This window comes from Thauera sp. DNT-1 (assembly GCF_055393985.1).
In genome coordinates, this window is the sequence record NZ_AP043752.1 from 1234725 (window position 1) to 1252045 (window position 17321).

The following is a 17321-nucleotide window of genomic DNA, read 5'->3' on the forward strand; positions in this document are numbered from 1 at the left end:
GGGCGCCCGCGGGGGCGTCCATGGGCGTTTGCTGAATCACAGGCCCAGGCGTGCCCGTGTCTCCGCGGTCGGCTCGCCACCCGGCGTCCATCCGCGCACCTGATAGTACTCGGGCAGCATCTTCGCTAGGCCGTTGACCAGGCCCTTGGCCGGGCCGGTCTTGGCCGGTTCCTGGGTGAGGCGCGGCGGCAGGTTGTCATCCTTGGCGGTGAAGCCGGCGGCGTTGTTGAACATGCGCTCCATGTTCCAGATGCGCTCGCCCACCTCGTTGAGCTTCTCCATGCTCCAGTCGCCCTCGCACGCGGCCGCGACCTGCGGCTGCACGTCGGCCAGGGTCCACGCGAAGCTGGTGAACACGCAGATCCCGGCGGAGTCGAACACCGCGGTGGCGTCCTGGAAGGCCTTCACCAGCTCGGGCTTGCCCTCGGTGGTGAGCGGGTCGGTCTTGACCGGGATGCCGAGCACCTCCGACGCCACGGTATAGCCGCGCAGGTGGCAGGCGCCGCGGTTGGAGGTGGCGTAGGCCAGGCCCATGCCCTGGATGCCGCGCGAGTCGTAGGCGGGGAATTCCTGCCCCTTCACGCTCATCGACAGCTCGGGGCGGCCGTACTTTTCGCACAGGCGCTTGCTGCCCAGGCCGAGCTCCTTGCCGAAACCCTCGCCGAGCGCGGTCATCTCGACCATCTTCGCCAGCGCCTCGGCCGAGCCGAAGGGCGCCGCCATGCCGATCTTCTCGTCGGTAAGGATCCCCAGCTCGTAGAGCTCCATCGCCGCACCGACGGTGGCGCCGAAGGAGATCGGGTCCATGCCCTGCTCGTTGCAGATCAGGTTGGCGTACTGCAGCGCCTCGAGGTCGCCCACCCCGTTGGCCGCGCCAAGCGCCCACGCCGCTTCGTACTCCAAACCGCCGGAGGCGCCCCAGTACTTCGGGCTGTTCTTGACCGTGAAGTGGGTCTTGTCGATCTCGGAGATGCGCCCGCAGGCGATCGTGCACCCGAAGCAGGCGGCGTTGGTGACGAGGTGGGTCTTGCCGTCGGACGCGCGCTTCTCGTGCATGGCCTCGGCGGAGATCTTCGAGGCGTCCTCGAACTGCACGTCGCGGTGGTTGCGCGTGGGCAGCGCGCCGATCTCGTTGATCACGTTCATCAGCACCTGGGTGCCGTACTTGGGCAGGCCCTGGCCGGTGACCGCGTTGTCGGCGAGCACTTTCTTGGCGTCGTTCGTGGCCTTCAGGAAGGCGCCGAAGTCCTTGATGCCGGAGACGCCCTTGGTGCCGCGGATCGCCACCGCCTTGAGGTTCTTCGAGCCCATCACCGCACCCACGCCGGAGCGCCCGGCGGCACGGTGCAGGTCATTGACGATGCAGGAATAGAGCACCTGGTTCTCGCCCGAGACGCCGATCGAGGAGATGCGCACCAGCGGGTCCTGGAGTTGCTCCTTGATCTTCTCCTCGGTTTCCCAGCAGCTCCTGCCCCACAGGCCGGAAGCGTCACGCAGCTCGGCCTTGTCGTTCTCGATGTAGAGCCATACCGGCTTGGCCGACTTGCCCTCGAAGATCACCATGTCCCAGCCGGCGAACTTCATCTCGGCGCCGAAGAAGCCGCCCGAGTTCGAGCACGCGATGGCGCCGGTCAGCGGCCCCTTGGTGACCACGGTGTAGCGGCCACCGGTCGAGGCCATGGTGCCGGTGAGCGGCCCGGTGGCCATGATCATCTTGTTGTCGGGCGACAGCGGGTCGACCCTGGGGTCGATCTCGGACACCAGGTACTTGGTGGCCAGCCCGCGCGAGCCGAGGTATTCGTCGGCCCACTGCATGTTCAGCGCTTCTTCGGTACAGGTCCCTGCGGTGAGGTTCACGCGCAGGACTTTGCGATTCCATCCCATGACGCATCCTCCTCAGGCAGCGGCCGAAGCCGGGGTGTTGGCCTTCGCGGCCCAGGCGCGCATCTTGTCGATGCCGGTCCAGTCGGCGTCCACATAGGTGATCGCCCCGGTCGGACAGGCGCTGGCGCAGGCGGGGTTGCCCTCGCACAGATCGCACTTCTGCACCTTGCCGCTGTCCTGGTTGTAGTTGATGGTGCCGAACGGACAGGCGATCGTGCACACCTTGCAGCCGACGCAGGTGTCCTCGAACACCATCTTGGCGCCGGTCGACAGGTCGATGCGGATCGCATCCACCGGACAGGAGTTCAGGCACCAGGCCTCGGTGCACTGCGTGCAGGTGTAGGGCACCTTGCGGCCCTCGTGCTCGAAGTTGAACACCTTGATGCGCGACTTGCTCGGATTGATGACCCCGGTGTGCTCGTAGGAACAGGCCATCTCGCATTGCAGACAGCCGGTGCACTTCGCGGGATCAATGTGCAGTGCTTTCCACATCGATCGTCTCCTTGTCGTTTATCGATTCCTGCGCTCGGTCACAGTGCTGCGGGCAGTACGCCCCACTGCTCACCTATGCAAGTACAAGCATAAGTCATACCTGCCCGCGGGCAAGGCGGGATTACCCCACTCAGGACACCCCGCCGGCGCGGCCGAGCTTGCGATAGAGGCGGTTGCGGCTGACCCCGAGCGTGCGCGCCGCCGCCGACAGGTTGCCGCCGACCTCGCGCATGACGCGCTCGATCAACTCGATCTCGAGCTGGTCCAGGCGTTTCGCGGCGGAAATCGGCGGCGCGTCGGCCGCCAGCGGCAGCGCGGCGCTCGCCGCCGCCACGAGCGGCCCCGCGTGGGCCGCCGGCGGCGTCTTGCCGCCGTCGACCGGATCGGCGAGGAAGAGGTCCTCGGGCAGATGCTCGGGCCGGATCTCGCGCTCGCCCTCGTCGAGCAGCGCGACCGCGACGCGGATCACGTTCTGCAGCTGGCGCACGTTCCCCGGCCAGCCGTGGCGCTCGACGAAGCGCATGACCTCGTCGCCGATCCATACGCCCTGCAGCCCGGCCTCGCGGCACTCCGCGGCCAGGATGCGCTCGACGATGCAGCGGATGTCGCTGCGCTCGCGCAGCGCGGGCAGGGTCACGGTGAGGCTGTTGACCCGGTAGTAGAGGTCCTCGCGAAACTCGCCGCGCGCTACCGCATCGCGCAGCACGCGGTGGGTCGCGCACACCAGCGAGATGTCGACCGGGATTGACTTGACCGAGCCCACCGGCGTCACGCAGCGCTCCTGCAGCACGCGCAGCAGGCGCGCCTGCATGCCGAGCGGCATGTCGCCGATCTCGTCGAGGAAGAGCGTGCCACCGTTGGCCTGCTGGATCTTGCCGAGCGCGCCTTCCTTGCGCGCGCCGGTGAAGGCGCCGCCGACGTAGCCGAAGAGCTCCGACTCGATCAGGGTCTCCGGCACCGCGGCGCAGTTGAGCGCGACGAAGGTCTTGTCGGCGCGCGGCCCGCTGTTGTGGAAGGCCTGGGCGAAGAGCTCCTTGCCCACGCCCGACTCGCCCTGGATCAGCAGCGGAATGTCCTTGCCCAGGATGCGCCGCGCACGATCGACCGCCCGCCCGATACCCGCGTCCCCGGTGGCGAGATCGTGGAGCGTGATCGGCCCGTGCGGCGCCGACACAGGCGCCGGCGCCGACACCGGGGGTGCGGAGCCGACCGCCGCCGGGCTGGATTCCGCGGCAAACGTGCGCATGCCCTCCCCGGCCTGGGCCGAGCCGAAGGCGGTGAAGCGCGGGCGCAGCGAGCGCAGCTGAACGTGGATCTCGGAACCATCGCGCAGTCCCAGCCGGATCAGCGCGTCGCTCGAACTCATCGCCCGGTCGACCACCTTTCCGAGCCCCTGGCGGAACAGCTCCGCGAACGAGGCCCCACCTCCGCACTCGACGCGACGCCCGATCCACTCGCGCGCGATCGAGTTGGCACCGGCCAGGTGGCCCTCAGGCGTCACCGCAACCAGTCCTTCCTGCAGGCTGCCGACGTACTCCGGGCGCTCGTGGAAGGCGACCAGGATGTGGTTGGCGAACTCGGCCTCGAAGAGGCGCTTCTCGATCAGCTGCACGGACAAGCGTACCAGTCCGAGCGAGTGACGCTGGTGCATGCGCTGCTCGCAGGACACGTCGAGCACGCCGGCGAGCGCGCCGCGCGGATCGCGGATCGGCGCGGCCGTGCAGGACAGGAAGCCGTTGCGGTCGAGGTAGTGCTCGCCGCCGAGCACCACGGTGGGGGCTTCGGTCACGATCGCCGTGCCGATGGCGTTGGTGCCGCGCGCCGCCTCGCTCCAGCACGCGCCCGGCTGCAGCGCCACCCGGCTCGCCCGATCGACGAACTCCGCGTCGCCCAGGCTGTGCAGGATCATGCCCTGCGGGTCGGACAGGATCACCAGGCTGCCCGAGGCACGGATCTGCTCGAACACGTGTTCCATGACCCCACTGGCGTAATCGAGCAGGCTGCGGTTGCCTTCGCGCGCCTCCGCCAGCTGCAGGCGACCCGCGTTCTCGGCCGCCACGCGGCTGGCGGTGTCCAGGCCCAAATCCCGGCAGCGCAGCCAGGACTCCAGGATGGCCGGCGACACGCCGGCCTCGGGCTGCCGCCCCTCGGCGAAGAACCGGCTGCGCGCCAGATCGATCGTCCGCTCTCCGACGGCCCGTGCCGCCGGTGCATTCTGCTTCGCTTCCATGTCTCCTCCGGGCCGCCGTGCAGGGTGTCGCCCTGCCGGCCGCCTCTTGTCGATCTCGAACTTCGATTCAAAACGTAGCAGCTGATGCGGATCGAAACAAATCCGTTGCTCCGTCGGCGGGGAAGTAAGCAGGAATCCTGCCAGCGCTTTCGCAAGGCCATGGCCGGAAGCCCGGGCCGATCGCCCCGGCGCAGGCGCGCAACGCATGGCACAGGGATTGCAGTAGGACTCCCATCCGGGGTGAACCGGAGCGGATCCAAACACCACCACATCGAAGAGGAAGACAAGGTGAACACTCGTACCATCAAGGAGAACCTGCGCAAGCGCCTGGCCATCACCGCGACCGGGATCGCCCTTGCAGCCGCCAGCGCGCTGGCCCATGCCCACGGCGACGTCACGCCGCAGGCGGTCGACACGTCCTCGCTCAAGCAGCTCGGCGGGACCTGGGTCACGGTGAACCCCTACCGCGGCAACAAGGAGGCGATCCGCATCGGCGACTCCGCCTTCAATCAGAACTGCGCGCGCTGCCACGGCCTCGGCGCGGTCTCCGGCGGCATCGCCCCCGACCTGCGCCTGCTCGACGTCGCCGACGACGGCACCGACGAGTTCTTCATCGGCAAGGTGCGCAACGGTGTCACCCGCAACGGCGCGGTCTATATGCCGCCCTTCGAGGGCATGCTGACCCAGGAGGCCATGTGGGCCATCCGCGCCTGGCTGGAGACCGTCCATGAAAACTGATCGCCGCCGTTTCCTGCTCGCCGCCGGCGCGCTCGCCGTCCTTGCCGCCAGCCCGGCGCGGGCGGCCGCGGCCGAACTCGAGCTGCAGCAGCCGGGCACGCTGCGCGTCGCGGTCTATGCCAACTTCGCGCCCTGGTCGACCGCCGGCAAGGGCATCGATATCGCACTCGGGCGCGCGCTCGCCGAGCGCCTCGGCCTGCAGCCGCAGGTCGTGGAGTTTCCCGCCGACGAGAACATGAACGACGACCTGCGCAACATGGTCTGGCGCGGCCACTACCTCGGCCACAAGCCGGGCGACGTCATGCTGCACGTGCCCGTCGACCCGCGCTTCGCAGCACTCAACAAGCAGGTGAAGATCTTCGGCCCCTACCACCTCGAGACCATCGCGCTCGCCCGCCTGCCCGAGCGCGTGCCCGCACCGGGGGGCTCGGCCGACGCCAGCTTCGCGGTGTTCGAGCAGGAACGCATCGGCGCCGAGCTCGACTCGCATGCGAGCGACTTCCTGCGCCACATCCTGGGCGGGCGCCTGCAGCCCAACGTCGCGCACTTCCGCAACGTGGGCGAGGCGGTGGCGGCGATGAAGCGCGGCGAGATCGCCGCGGTGATGGGCGCGCGCTCCGAGCTGGAGACGGCGATCGGCGGCGACGCCGCGATCGCGCTCGACACCCTGTCGATGCCCGAGCTGCGCGTCGCCTCCTGGCCGCTCGGCATGGCCGTCAAGGCGGAGCACAGCGGCCTGGAGCAGGCCTTGTCGGGGGCGATCGCCGAGCTGCAGCGCTCCGGCGAGCTGGGCAGGATCTTCGCCGCGCACGGGGTCAGACAGCGCACCCCCTGATCCTTCGGGGCAGCCGGGCTCGCACGCCCACGCCGCCCCAGCCGCGCAGATTCGCTCCGACAATCCACCCGCCAATGAAGAGGGCCCGCATCGCGGGCCCTTTTTTCTGCTCCATATTGCTCCACCACGGAGCATGTGCTCCATGGTGGAGCAACACCCTGCACTTACTCGAGATAGTGCCCCACGCCGACCAGGGACTTGCCCACCTTGCGGACGTAGGATCGCTTGTGCTCCACCGCGTTGGTGACCGGATTGCGCCACACGTAATCGACGGTGGCCTCGTCCGCCTGCTGCAGCCGGGCGATCATCTCGGCGATCAGGGGATTGCCGGCGGCGTCGCGCAGGCCGAGCGCGTCGGTGTCCGAGAGCGCGGGGTTCATGCCCATCGCCTCGAAGCGGCCGCTCTCCATGTTCACCATGAACACGTAGAGGTCGTCCTTGACGAAGTCGCCACGGCGGTCGTTGAAGCGCGCCGCGGCCCGCGCGCCACCCTCGCCGCGCGCCACCGCGACCGCACGCTCGAGCATCGCGCGCGCATCGTCCGCGCTCGCGCGTGGCGCCGAGTAGCCCACCCCGACCACGTACTGCCCGACCTTGCGCACATAGCTGACCTTGGGCTCGACCTTGTTGCTCGCGCGGTTCAGCCACACGTAGCGCACCGTCGCCTCCTGGCTGACGCGGGTGGCGTCGATCATCTCGCGGAACAGCGGATTGCCCGCCGCGTCGGTGGTGTCGAGCACCTTCAGCCCGACCAGCGCCTCGGGCGCCGCGCCGCTGGCTTGATACACACCCTTGTCGTCGATCGCGAAGACATAGAGGTCCTTGCGCACGAACCCGCCCTGGCGATCGTTGAAGGCCGCGAACGCGCGCTCGGGGCCGTTCTCCTCCATGTAGCGCACGGCCTGCTCGAACATCGTGCGCGCCTCGCGCGGTGTCGCGCGCTCAGCCGCATGCGCGGCCGTACCGACGCCGACCGCGAGTACGACCGCGGTGGCGAAGCTGGATAGCTGTAACTTTGTCATCGGAAATGCTCCATGTTGCCGAAAAACCTGCCTCTTTCTCGCGGCGCGACCGCAGCCACGCATGCGGCGTCCCGACACGACACGGCCCGGGCGCCATCGCGTCCGGGCCGCGGGGAGTGCGGCGCCGCGGCCTGCGGCCCCCCGGAGGGCGCCGCAGGCAACGCGATCAGCTCTTGTGCAGCTTGAACACCCACACGGTGCCGCCCTGCTCGAGGAAGTTCACCCGCTTGGCGACGTCGCCGCCCCACAGCGGTACCGCCCCGCCCCAGCCCGACACCACCGCGACGTACTGCTCGCCGTCGGCTTCCCAGGTCACCGGCGGCGCGATCACGCCCGAGCCGGTCTGGAATTTCCACGCCTCCTCGCCGGTCTTCGCGTTGACCGCCTTCAGGTAGCCCTCGGGCGTGCCATAGAACACCAGGTTGCCGGCGGTGCTGAGCACCCCGCCCCACAGCGGCGCGTTGTTCTTGACCTCCCAGACGATCTTGCCGCTCACCGGGTCGATCGCGCGCATCGCGCCGATGTAGTCCTCGTACAGCGGCTTGATGGTGAAGCCCGCGCCCAGGTAGGCCGCGCCGCGCTTGTAGCTCACCGGCTCGTTCCAGATGTCCATGCCCCACTCGTTGGCGGGCACGTAGAACAGGCCGGTGTCCGGGCTGTAGCCCATCGGCATCTGGTTCTTGCCGCCGAGGAAGGACGGCGCGGCGAACACCGGCTTGCCCTTGCCGCCCTCGCCGGCCGCGCCCTCGGCAAACGGATTGGGCGGACGCTTGTCGTCGTTGGTGATCGGACGACCGGTCTCGAGGTCGTAGCCCTTGGCCCAGTCGATGCGGGTCAGGAAGGGGTAGGCGGCGAGCAGCTTGCCGTTGGTCCGGTCATTGACGAAGAAGAAGCCGTTGCGGTCGGCCTTGGCGCCCGCCTTGACGAGCTTGCCGCTCTTCGGGTCCTTGTACTCGAAGGCGATGAATTCGTTCACCCCGTCGAAGTCCCAGCCGTCGTGCGGCGTGTTCTGGTAGTGCCAGACGATCTTGCCGGTGTCCGGGTCGACCGCGACCGTGGACGACGAGTACAGGTTGTCGCCCGGACGCAGCCAGGAGTTCCACGGCGCCGGGTTGCCGGTGCCCATGAAGATCAGGTTCACGTCCGGATCGTAGTAGGCGGTCTGCCAGGTCGCGGCGCCGCCGGTCTTCCACAGGTCGCCCGGCCAGGTGGCGTTGGTCGTGCCCGAGATGCCGTTCTCGATCTCCTTGCCGTCCTTGTCGTACTTGTAGCCCATGTGGCCTTCGACCACCGGGCGCACCCAGACCTTCTTGCCGGTCTTGGCGTCGCGCGCCTCGACGCGGCCGACGACGCCGAACTCGCCGCCCGACACCCCGGTGATCACCATGCCCTTGACGATCTGCGGCGCGGCGGTCATCGAGTAGCCGGCCTTGTAGTCGTCGATCTTCTCGCGCCACACCACCTTGCCGGTGTCGCGGTTGAGCGCGACGAGCTGCGCGTCCAGGGTGCCGAAGATCACCAGGTCGCCGTAGAGCGCGGCGCCGCGGTTGATCACGTCGCAGCACGGCATGATGCCCTCGGGCAGGCGGTGCTCGTACTTCCACAGCTTCTGGCCGGTCTTGGCGTCGAGCGCGTAGATGCGGCTGTAGGACGCGGTCACGAACATCTTGCCGTCGTGGATCAACGGCTGCGACTGCTGGCCGCGCTGCTTCTCGCCGCCGAAGGAGAAGGCCCACACCGGGACGAGGTCCTTCACGGTGTCGACATTGACCTTGGCGAGCGGGCTGTAGCGCTGACCCTTGGTGCCGAGGCCGTTGGTGACGACCTGATGCGTCGTCTCGGCATCCTTCAGGATGTCCTCGTCGCTCACGCTCGCGGCCTGCGCCGTGGCGCCCATGCCCGCCGCGGCCAGCGCGACCGTCAGGGCGGTCAGCATCGCCGGCAGGGTGCGCGCGCGTCTGTCGTTCTTCATCATCGACTCCTCCTTGGATTTCTTTCTAAGCTTTTCCGGGTGGTGTGACTTCCGGCACCAACTCGTGCCGGACCACGACCCCACCGCAAAGCCCGTGCCAGGGCCACGAACCCATGCGCTCGCGCCCGCGCTGCTCCAACGCGGGCGCATTGCGGACGGACACTGTGGCGGCGGAGCACAGGATGTTGCGGATCGGAACACCCGGGATCCGGGCGCAATGCTCCGCGGCTGCGCAGGTCCGCGTCCGTGGCCCGCTCGCGGAATTGGCATGTGGCTTGCATCCACGCTCCGGCACACGCAGGCGCACGCACCGCGCCCGGCCCACAGGAGCACCGATGAGACCGTCCGCCCGCCCCGCCCTCGCCTGGATCGCCGCGGCCCTGACCGCGCTGGCCAGCCCGGCAGCGCTCGCCGCAGCCCCCCGCACGGGCGCCCCCTCCCCCCCCGCCGCGCACACCGACCCGCTCGACTCGCCACGCTGGGAAGACATGCGCAAGAGCTTCTTCGCGGACGTCGCGGTGGTGTTCGACGAGCGCGTCAAGGTGAGCGGCCCGGCGGTCGCGGAGGATTCGCTCAACGTCCCGGTCAATGTCGATGCGAGCGCCCTCCCCGGGGTGGAGGAGCTGATCGTGTTCGCCGACTTCAACCCGATCGTCAAGGCGCTGCGCTTCGAGCCCGGCGCCGCCCAGCCGCGCCTGGGCTTCCGCATCAAGCTGCAGCAGTCCTCGCCGGTGCGCGCCGCCGCGCGCACGGCCGACGGCGTATGGCACGTCGGCGGCGCCTGGATCACGGCCACCGGCGGCGGCTGCACGCTGCCCTCGGTGGGCTCGGGCTCGCCGGAATGGCAGGAGCGCCTCAACGAGGTCAACGGCAAGCTGTGGCCCCGGGTCGACGGTGGCGAGCGCCTGCGCATGCGCATCATCCATCCGATGGACACCGGCCTGGCCGCCGGCATCCCCGCCTTCCACATCGAGGACATCGTGATCGCCGACGCCGAAGGCCGCACGCTGAGCCGCATCCAGCCCCTCGAGCCGGTCTCCGAGAACCCCAGCTTCACGCTCGACCTGCGCGCGGCCGCGCCCGGCGCGCGCCTGCACGTGGCCGGGCGCGACAACAACGGCAACCGCATCGACGCATGGGTGACCCGATGAGCCGACCCGCCTCTTGCGCTCCGGCGCTCCAGCGCCGTCCTGCCGCCCGCGCGCTGCGGACCCTGCTCGCGGGGCTGCTGGTCGCGCTGTGCGCCCTGCTCCTCACCGCCCTGCCGGCGCACGCCGAGGACTTCGCCGGGGACTTCAACTACCGCCTGCAGCCGCGCGAGCTCGCCCCCGGCGCCTGGGTCGTGGTCGGCCTGAAGGAGGACTTCTCCTTCGCCAACGGCGGCAACATCGTCAATACGGGCTTCATCGTCGGCCGCGAGGGGGTGATCGTCATCGACACCGGCTCGTCGAAGCGCTACGGCGAGCAGATGCTCGCCGCCATCCGCCGCGTCACTCCCTTGCCGATCGTGCTGACGGTGAACACCCACCACCACCCCGACCACTTCCTCGGCAACCAGGCCTTCCCGCGCGCGACGCTCGCCGCGCTGCCGGAGACCATCGCCGCGCTCCGCAGCGAGGGCGAAGGCTTCAACGCCAACATGTACCGCCTCAACGGCGACTGGATGCGCGACACCGAGGTCGTCGTCCCCGAGCGCGCACTCGCCGCCGGGCGCCAGCGCATCGGCGGGCGCGACGTGGAGCTGGTCGCGCTCGGCGGCCACACCGTCGCCGACCTGGTGGTGATCGACCACGACAGCGGCACCGTGTACGCCGCCGACCTGCTCTTCAACGGCCGCGCGCCCACCACGCCGCACGCGGACATCGCGCGCTGGCTCGCCGCGCTCGACACGCTGGAAGGCCTGCCCGCGCGGCGCTGGGTGCCCGGCCACGGCGAGCCCGCGACCGACCTCGCCCCGCTGCGCCAGACCCGCGACTATCTCGGCTGGCTGGCGCAGGCCATCCGCACCGGCGCCGAGTCGGGCCAGGACATGACCGAGCTGTTCCAGACGCCGATCCCGCAGCGCTTCGCCGGCCTGGCGCTGGTGGAGGCGGAGTTCCGCCGCTCGGTGGTGCACCTCTTCCCCGCGGCGGAGCAGGCCGTGCTCGAAGCCGCGCGCAACAAGGCGTCGCGCTGAGCGCGGCGCGATCACGCCGAGGGTGCGGCGGGACGGTCGCCGGCGCGGCCACGCGAGCGTCCCGCGCGCGGGTGCGCGCCGGCTTGCGCGCTCAGCGCGCGGCGGGGATCGACGCGGGCAACGTGGCGAGCCGGCGTGCGGCCTCCTCGTCGCCGTTGGCAGCGGCCACCGCCAGCCAGTAGCGCGCCTGCACCGGATCGGCCGGCACCAGGCGGCCCTCGAGATGGAGCAGGCCGAGCCGGTACTGCGCCTTGCTGGAGCCGGCCTCGCCGCCGCGGCGGTAGCGCTCCAGCGCCGCGGCGGCGTCGCGCGGCTCGCCCAGGCCATCCTCGGCGAGGATGCCGAGGTGGAACCAGGCCTCCGCCACGCCGGCCTGCGCGAGCGCGCTCCAGATCTCGCGCGCGCTGCCGTAGCGCGCCATCTTGAATTCGGCGTAGGCCTTGTAGAGGCCGATGCTGGGCCGCGCCACCAGCGCGTCGAGCTCCTCGGGTTCGAGCGCGTGCGCCGCGCCGGGCGCCTGTGCAATGATCCAGGCGGTCAACAATCGTGCAACGAGAGGGCGCATGGCGTTGCGGCTCCGGTCGAGGTGAGGACATGAACGAAGCAACAAGCGGGCCCGTAGCGCGACGCGACGTCGCACGCGGCCGCGCACGGACGGATCCGCGGCCGGCGCGCACAGCTACGCACACCAGCACGCCAGCGGCGTCCCCGGCCCACGCCGTGCCGCGACGACTGCTGCGCGCCCTGCGCCTGGCCGCGATCTGCTGTGCGCTCGCGCTCGCTCCGGCGACCAGCTCCAGCGCGCGGGCCGAAGGCATCGCGGTCGAGCACTTCCCCGGCGTGCCCTTCGCCGACCTGCGCGAGGCCCTCGCCGACGCGATCGCCGACGAGGGCCTGAGCGCGCCGGTGGTCAGCCGCTTCGGCGCCATGCTCGAACGCACCGCACCCGATCTCGGCCACGACCCCGCGCTCTACGGCGACGCCGAGGTACTCAGCTTCTGCAGTGCCGGCGTCGCCGCCCGTCTGGTCGCCGAGGCGCGCGAACACATCGCGCTGTGCCCGCTATCGATCGCGGTGTACAGTCTGCCGCACACCCCGCGCGACGCCACCCTCGCCTGGCGCCCGCCGACGCTCGACTCCCCCGGCGGAGACGCCGTGCGCGCGTTGATGGCGCGCATCGTGACCGGCGCCGCGCGGCTCGTCGGGCGACGCTGAGCCCGCGCCCGCAGCACCCCGGATCCGATCGCCATGCCTTCTCCCTCCCCCTCCCCCTCCGCCTCCCAAGCCGCAGGCCGGCACACCCGCCCCGGCCTGCGCGGACGCCAGACCGATCCCGCCGCGCTCGCCGAGATCGAGGCCCTGCTCGGCGCTGCCCGCCGCGAGCGCGACGAGCTGATCGAGCACCTGCATGCGCTGCAGGACCGCTTCGGCCACCTCTCGCTGCGCCACCTGCGCGCGCTCGCCGACTGGATGCGGATGCCGATGGCCGAGGTGTACGAGACCGCCACCTTCTACGCCCACTTCGACGTCGTGCGCGAGGACGAGCCGGTGCCACCCGCGCTCACCGTGCGCGTGTGCGACTCCCTGCCCTGCCAGCTCGCCGGTGCGCAGGCGCTGCGCGCGGCGCTCGACGCCGCGCTCGATCCGGCGCGCATCCGCGTGCTGCGCGCGCCCTGCATGGGACGCTGCGACCAGGCCCCGGTCGCCCAGCTCGGCCGCCGTCACCTGAGCCGCGCGACCCCGGCCGCGGTCCTGGCCGCACTCGCCCGCGGAGCGCTCGACCCCGAACCGATCGCCTGGCAGCGCCTCGCCGACTATCGCGCCGCAGGCGGCTACACCCTGCTGGAGCGCCTGCGGAGCGGCGAGACCGGCGTTGCCGCGCTCGAGGCCCGGCTCGCCGAAGCCGGCCTGCGCGGCCTCGGCGGTGCCGGCTTCCCGACCGCGCGCAAGTGGCAGGCGGTGCGCGCCGGCGCCGCGCCGCGCTACCTGGTCGTCAATGCCGACGAAGGCGAGCCGGGCACCTTCAAGGACCGCCACTACCTGGAAACGGCGCCGCACCGGGTGCTCGAGGGCGCGCTGGCGAGCGCGCTCGCGGTGGGCGCGGCGGCGATCTACGTCTACCTGCGCGACGAATACCCCGGCCTGCACGCGGTGCTGCGCGAGGCGATCGCCGAACTGGAGGCCGCCGGCCTCGTCGCACCCGGCTTCATCGTGTTGCGCCGCGGCGCCGGCGCCTACATCTGCGGCGAGGAGTCGGCGCTGATCGAATCGCTCGAAGGCAAGCCGGGCAAGCCGCGCCATCGCCCGCCCTTCGTCGCCGAGGCCGGGCTCTTCGGCCGGCCGACGCTGGTGAACAACGTCGAGACCCTGTACTGGATCCCGCTGCTTGCCGCCGGCGCCGCCTTCGCCGGCGAGGGGCGGCGCCGGCGCAGCGGCCTGCGCAGCTTCTCGGTGTCTGGCCGGGTGAACAAGCCGGGCGTGCACCTGGCCCCCGCCGGCATCACCCTGCGCGAGCTGGTGGACGAGCACTGCGGCGGCCTGCAGCCCGGCCACCGCCTGCTCGCCTACCTGCCCGGCGGCGCCTCGGGCGGCATCCTGCCCGCCGCGCTCGCCGACCTGCCGCTCGACTTCGACACCTTGCAGCCCCATGGCTGCTTCATCGGCTCGGCGGCGATCATCGTGCTCTCGGACCAGGACGATCTGCGCGCCGTCGCCGACAATCTGCTCGCCTTCTTCGCCGACGAATCCTGCGGCCAATGCACGCCCTGCCGCCTCGGCACCGAAAAGCTGCTCGCGCTGCTGCGCACGGACGACTGGGACGTGGCGCGCCTGCAGGCCCTCGCGCAGACCCTGCGCGACGCCTCGATCTGCGGCCTCGGCCAGGCCGCGCCCAACCCGGTGAGCAGCCTGCTGCGCTTCTTCCCGGCCGAGCTCGCGCGCGCCGGGGTGAGGCTGCATGCCGGGCCTCCTGCCCGCGATGCCGGGGAGCTGCAGCCATGAGCCGGCACGATCGCGAGGACCGCAGCCCCACGCCCCAGCCCCCCGGCCTGGCGACCGCGCCGGATCGTGCGGCAGCACACGACGCGCTCGACCAGCGTGCGGACGCTTTCGAGATCCTCCTCGACGGCGTCGCGGCGCAGGCTTTCCCCGGCGAGACGCTGTGGCAGGTCGCACTGCGCGCCGGCGAGCGCATCCCCCACCTGTGCTTCAAGGACGCTCCCGGCTACCGCGCCGACGGCAACTGCCGCGCCTGCATGGTCGAGATCGAGGGCGAGCGCGTGCTCGCCGCCTCCTGCATCCGCGCGGCGCAGCCGGGCATGGTGGTACGCAGCGCCAGCTCGACGCGGGCACGACAGGCGCGCGAGGGCGTGCTCGAACTGCTGCTCGAACAGCAGCCGGCACGCACGCACAGCCCCGACCGCTCCAGCCATTTCTGGGAGCTGGTCGAGCACATGCGTTTGCCCGCCGCCGACCGCGGCCCCGCAGCGCAGCAGCCGGACCGCACCCACCCCGCGATCCACGTGAACCTGGACGCCTGCATCACCTGCGGCCTGTGCGTGCGCGCCTGCCGCGAGGTGCAGGTGAACGAGGTCATCGGCCTCGCACACCGCGGTGCACGCGCGAAGATCGTCTTCGACTTCGACGATGCGCTCGGCGACAGCAGCTGCGTGGCCTGCGGCGAGTGCGTGCAGGCCTGTCCCACCGGCGCGCTGATGCCCGCCACCCTGGTCGATGCGCAGGGCCGCGGCGACTCGGCCTGCGCCGAGCGCAAGGTGGATTCGGTGTGCCCCTACTGCGGCGTGGGCTGCCAGCTCACCTACCACGTCCGGGACGAGCGCATCCTCTTCGTCGAGGGCCGCAACGGCCCGGCCAACGAGAACCGCCTGTGCGTGAAGGGCCGCTTCGGCTTCGATTACCCCAACCACCGCGGCCGCCTCACGACGCCGCTGATCCGCCGCGCGGGCGTGCCCAAGGGCGTGGATCCCGCCTTCGATCCGGCGAATCCGCTCAGCCACTTCCGCCCGGCGAGCTGGGACGAGGCGCTCGACTTCGCCGCCGCCGGCCTGCGCCGCCTGCTCGACGCCCACGGCCCCGGCGTGCTCGCCGGCTTCGGCAGCGCCAAGTGCTCGAACGAGGAGGCCTGGCTGTTCCAGAAGCTGGTGCGCACGGGCTTCGGCTCCAACAACGTGGACCACTGCACCCGGCTGTGCCACGCCAGCTCGGTCGCCGCGCTGATGGAGTGCATCGGCTCGGGCGCGGTCACGGCCTCCTTCATGCAGGCCGCGCACGCGGACGTGGTCATCCTCACCGGCTGCAACCCGACGGTGAACCACCCGGTCGCCGCCACGTACTTCAAGCAGGCCGCCAAGCGCGGCACCAGGCTGATCGTGCTCGACCCGCGCGGCCTGGTGCTCGGCCACCACGCCCACCGCATGGTGCGCTTCACGCCGGGCAGCGACGTCGCGCTCTTCAACGCCATGCTCAACGTCATCGTCGGCGAGGGCCTGTGCGACCGCGACTTCATCGCCGCGCGCACCGAGGGCTTCGAGGCGCTCGCCGCCCACGTCGCACCGCTCACGCCCGAGGCCATGGCGCCGCTGTGCGGGGTGGCGCCGGACGAGATTCGCGCCATCGCCCGCCTCTACGCCACCGCCGAGCGCGCGATGATCTTCTGGGGCATGGGCATCTCGCAGCATGTGCACGGCACCGACAACGCGCGCTGCCTGATCGCGCTCGCGCTCGCCACCGGCCATGTCGGCCGCCCCGGCACCGGCCTGCATCCGCTGCGCGGGCAGAACAACGTGCAGGGGGCGTCCGACGCCGGCCTCATCCCCATGGTGCTGCCCGACTACCGCCCGGTGGGCGACGCGCAGTACCGCGCCGCCTTCGAGGAACTGTGGGCGACGCCGCTCCCCGCCGAGCCCGGCCTCACGGTCGTCGAGACCATGGACGCGATCGCCGCAGGCCGGGTGCGCGGCATGTACATCCTCGGCGAGAACCCGGCGATGTCCGACCCCGACCTGCACCACACCCGCGCCGCGCTCGCCAGGCTCGAGCACCTCGTCGTGCAGGACCTCTTCGTCACCGAGACCGCGCAGTTCGCCGACGTGATCCTGCCCGCCTCGGCCTGGCCCGAGAAGGACGGCACCGTCACCAACACCAACCGCCAGATCCAGCTCGGCCGCGCCGCCGTGCCGCTGCCCGGCGAGGCGCGGCCCGACTGGTGGATCCTCCAGCAGCTCGCCCGCCGCCTCGGCCTCGACTGGCAGTACGCGCACCCGCGCGAAGTCTTCGCCGAGATGAAGCGGGCGATGCGCTCGCTCGACCACATCGACTGGGCGCGTCTGGAGCGCGAGGGAGCGGTCACAACCCCTTGCCCGGCCGAGGACGCCCCGGGCAAGGACGTGGTCTTCGACGACCGCTTCCCCACCGCGAGCGGACGCGCGCGCTTCCGCCCCACCGTGCCGCTGCCGCCCGACGAGCCGGTCGACGCCGCCTGGCCCACGGTGCTGATCACCGGCCGCCAGCTCGAACACTGGCACACCGGCGCGATGACGCGGCGCAGCGCGGTGCTCGACGCGCTCGAACCGGCCGCGGTGGCGACGCTGGCCCCGGCCGAACTCACCCGACTCGGCCTCGCCCCCGGCGCCGCGCTGAGCATCGAGACCCGCCGCGGCCGCATCACGCTCGCCGCCCGCGCCGATCCGCTGATGCCCGCGGGCATGGTTTTCGTGCCCTTCTGCTACGTCGAAGCCGCAGCCAACCTGCTCACCAACCCGGCCCTCGATCCGTACGGAAAGATTCCGGAGTTCAAGTACGCTGCGTGCCGGCTCGCGCCCGCATGAACCTGCCGGGCGGCGCACTCTGCGCGCGCCGCCGTCCCGAACGCGGGGCGCCGGGTCCGCGCGGCACCGCCGCGGCCGTCCTTGATGCTGTCATGCGCAGAGTTCGGGTGCTATAGAGACACTGTG

13 protein-coding genes are annotated in these 17321 nt (G+C 71.2%); 7 read left to right on the top strand and 6 right to left on the bottom strand.

Annotated features, from left to right (window positions below; translation table 11 throughout):
- Nucleotides 1–36 precede the first annotated feature (36 nt).
- The 3 genes from ACZ5PP_RS05770 to ACZ5PP_RS05780 all read right to left on the bottom strand — a co-directional run bounded on the left by ACZ5PP_RS05770 (nucleotide 37) and on the right by ACZ5PP_RS05780 (nucleotide 4606).
- A complete protein-coding gene (locus ACZ5PP_RS05770; RefSeq protein WP_004300498.1) occupies nucleotides 37–1884 on the bottom strand; it encodes an aldehyde ferredoxin oxidoreductase family protein in 1848 nt (615 codons plus the stop codon).
- A 12-nt stretch (nucleotides 1885–1896) separates the two neighbouring features.
- Nucleotides 1897–2376: a 4Fe-4S dicluster domain-containing protein gene (locus ACZ5PP_RS05775; RefSeq protein WP_004300497.1), complete on the bottom strand. Its 480-nt coding sequence runs from the start codon at nucleotides 2374–2376 to the stop codon at nucleotides 1897–1899.
- A 130-nt stretch (nucleotides 2377–2506) separates the two neighbouring features.
- Complete coding sequence (locus ACZ5PP_RS05780; protein WP_464826861.1) at nucleotides 2507–4606, bottom strand: sigma-54-dependent Fis family transcriptional regulator; 2100 nt, start codon at nucleotides 4604–4606, stop codon at nucleotides 2507–2509.
- 288 nt (nucleotides 4607–4894) lie between these two features.
- On the opposite strand from ACZ5PP_RS05780, the gene pedF reads away from it, so the two are divergent.
- Entirely contained in the window at nucleotides 4895–5344 is a 450-nt protein-coding gene (gene pedF / locus ACZ5PP_RS05785) for a cytochrome c-550 PedF (RefSeq protein ID WP_012585679.1), read from the top strand.
- On the top strand, nucleotides 5334–6179 hold the full coding sequence (locus ACZ5PP_RS05790) for a substrate-binding periplasmic protein (protein ID WP_004324239.1): 846 nt from the start codon (nucleotides 5334–5336) through the stop codon (nucleotides 6177–6179). Before pedF ends, ACZ5PP_RS05790 begins: the two co-directional genes overlap by 11 nt.
- Before the next feature lie 164 nt (nucleotides 6180–6343).
- On the opposite strand, the gene ACZ5PP_RS05795 is transcribed toward ACZ5PP_RS05790, so the two are convergent.
- Together ACZ5PP_RS05795 and ACZ5PP_RS05800 are read right to left on the bottom strand one after the other, a co-directional pair.
- On the bottom strand, nucleotides 6344–7201 hold the full coding sequence (locus ACZ5PP_RS05795; RefSeq protein WP_004324241.1) for a cache domain-containing protein: 858 nt from the start codon (nucleotides 7199–7201) through the stop codon (nucleotides 6344–6346).
- Between the two features lie 166 nt (nucleotides 7202–7367).
- Nucleotides 7368–9176, bottom strand: a complete 1809-nt coding sequence (locus ACZ5PP_RS05800; RefSeq protein ID WP_004324243.1) for a methanol/ethanol family PQQ-dependent dehydrogenase — start codon at nucleotides 9174–9176, stop codon at nucleotides 7368–7370.
- Between the two features lie 332 nt (nucleotides 9177–9508).
- On the opposite strand from ACZ5PP_RS05800, the gene ACZ5PP_RS05805 reads away from it, so the two are divergent.
- Together ACZ5PP_RS05805 and ACZ5PP_RS05810 are read left to right on the top strand one after the other, a co-directional pair.
- On the top strand, nucleotides 9509–10324 hold the full coding sequence (locus tag ACZ5PP_RS05805) for a quinoprotein dehydrogenase-associated SoxYZ-like carrier (RefSeq protein WP_012585680.1): 816 nt from the start codon (nucleotides 9509–9511) through the stop codon (nucleotides 10322–10324).
- Entirely contained in the window at nucleotides 10321–11349 is a 1029-nt protein-coding gene (locus ACZ5PP_RS05810; RefSeq protein ID WP_012585681.1) for a quinoprotein relay system zinc metallohydrolase 1, read from the top strand. The genes ACZ5PP_RS05805 and ACZ5PP_RS05810 overlap by 4 nt, the downstream gene beginning before the upstream one ends.
- A 91-nt stretch (nucleotides 11350–11440) precedes the next feature.
- On the opposite strand, the gene ACZ5PP_RS05815 is transcribed toward ACZ5PP_RS05810, so the two are convergent.
- Nucleotides 11441–11914: a tetratricopeptide repeat protein gene (locus ACZ5PP_RS05815; RefSeq protein WP_012585682.1), complete on the bottom strand. Its 474-nt coding sequence runs from the start codon at nucleotides 11912–11914 to the stop codon at nucleotides 11441–11443.
- Nucleotides 11915–12069: 155 nt separating this feature from the next.
- On the opposite strand from ACZ5PP_RS05815, the gene ACZ5PP_RS05820 reads away from it, so the two are divergent.
- The 3 genes from ACZ5PP_RS05820 to fdhF are packed head-to-tail and all read left to right on the top strand — an operon-like array spanning nucleotide 12070 to nucleotide 17195.
- Entirely contained in the window at nucleotides 12070–12564 is a 495-nt protein-coding gene (locus ACZ5PP_RS05820; protein ID WP_043746320.1) for a hypothetical protein, read from the top strand.
- Nucleotides 12565–12597: 33 nt separating this feature from the next.
- Nucleotides 12598–14349 carry an NAD(P)H-dependent oxidoreductase subunit E gene (locus ACZ5PP_RS05825; protein ID WP_464826862.1) on the top strand — a complete coding sequence of 584 codons (1752 nt, stop codon included), beginning with the start codon at nucleotides 12598–12600 and terminating at the stop codon, nucleotides 14347–14349.
- The gene (gene fdhF / locus ACZ5PP_RS05830) at nucleotides 14346–17195 is read left to right on the top strand and encodes a formate dehydrogenase subunit alpha (RefSeq protein ID WP_464826863.1); all 2850 of its coding nucleotides are present in this window, start codon (nucleotides 14346–14348) and stop codon (nucleotides 17193–17195) included. The genes ACZ5PP_RS05825 and fdhF overlap by 4 nt, the downstream gene beginning before the upstream one ends.
- The last annotated feature ends 126 nt before the right edge of the window (nucleotides 17196–17321 follow it).

Excerpts from the sequence above, each read along its gene's own strand:
- ACZ5PP_RS05770 (WP_004300498.1), bottom strand. The coding sequence starts at position 1,884 with ATGGGATGGAATCGCAAAGTCCTGCGCGTGAACCTCACCGCAGGGACC.
- ACZ5PP_RS05775 (WP_004300497.1), bottom strand. The coding sequence starts at position 2,376 with ATGTGGAAAGCACTGCACATTGATCCCGCGAAGTGCACCGGCTGTCTG.
- ACZ5PP_RS05780 (WP_464826861.1), bottom strand. The coding sequence starts at position 4,606 with ATGGAAGCGAAGCAGAATGCACCGGCGGCACGGGCCGTCGGAGAGCGG.
- ACZ5PP_RS05790 (WP_004324239.1), top strand. The coding sequence starts at position 5,334 with ATGAAAACTGATCGCCGCCGTTTCCTGCTCGCCGCCGGCGCGCTCGCC.
- ACZ5PP_RS05795 (WP_004324241.1), bottom strand. The coding sequence starts at position 7,201 with ATGACAAAGTTACAGCTATCCAGCTTCGCCACCGCGGTCGTACTCGCG.
- ACZ5PP_RS05800 (WP_004324243.1), bottom strand. The coding sequence starts at position 9,176 with ATGATGAAGAACGACAGACGCGCGCGCACCCTGCCGGCGATGCTGACC.
- ACZ5PP_RS05805 (WP_012585680.1), top strand. The coding sequence starts at position 9,509 with ATGAGACCGTCCGCCCGCCCCGCCCTCGCCTGGATCGCCGCGGCCCTG.
- ACZ5PP_RS05810 (WP_012585681.1), top strand. The coding sequence starts at position 10,321 with ATGAGCCGACCCGCCTCTTGCGCTCCGGCGCTCCAGCGCCGTCCTGCC.
- ACZ5PP_RS05815 (WP_012585682.1), bottom strand. The coding sequence starts at position 11,914 with ATGCGCCCTCTCGTTGCACGATTGTTGACCGCCTGGATCATTGCACAG.
- ACZ5PP_RS05825 (WP_464826862.1), top strand. The coding sequence starts at position 12,598 with ATGCCTTCTCCCTCCCCCTCCCCCTCCGCCTCCCAAGCCGCAGGCCGG.
- fdhF (WP_464826863.1), top strand. The coding sequence starts at position 14,346 with ATGAGCCGGCACGATCGCGAGGACCGCAGCCCCACGCCCCAGCCCCCC.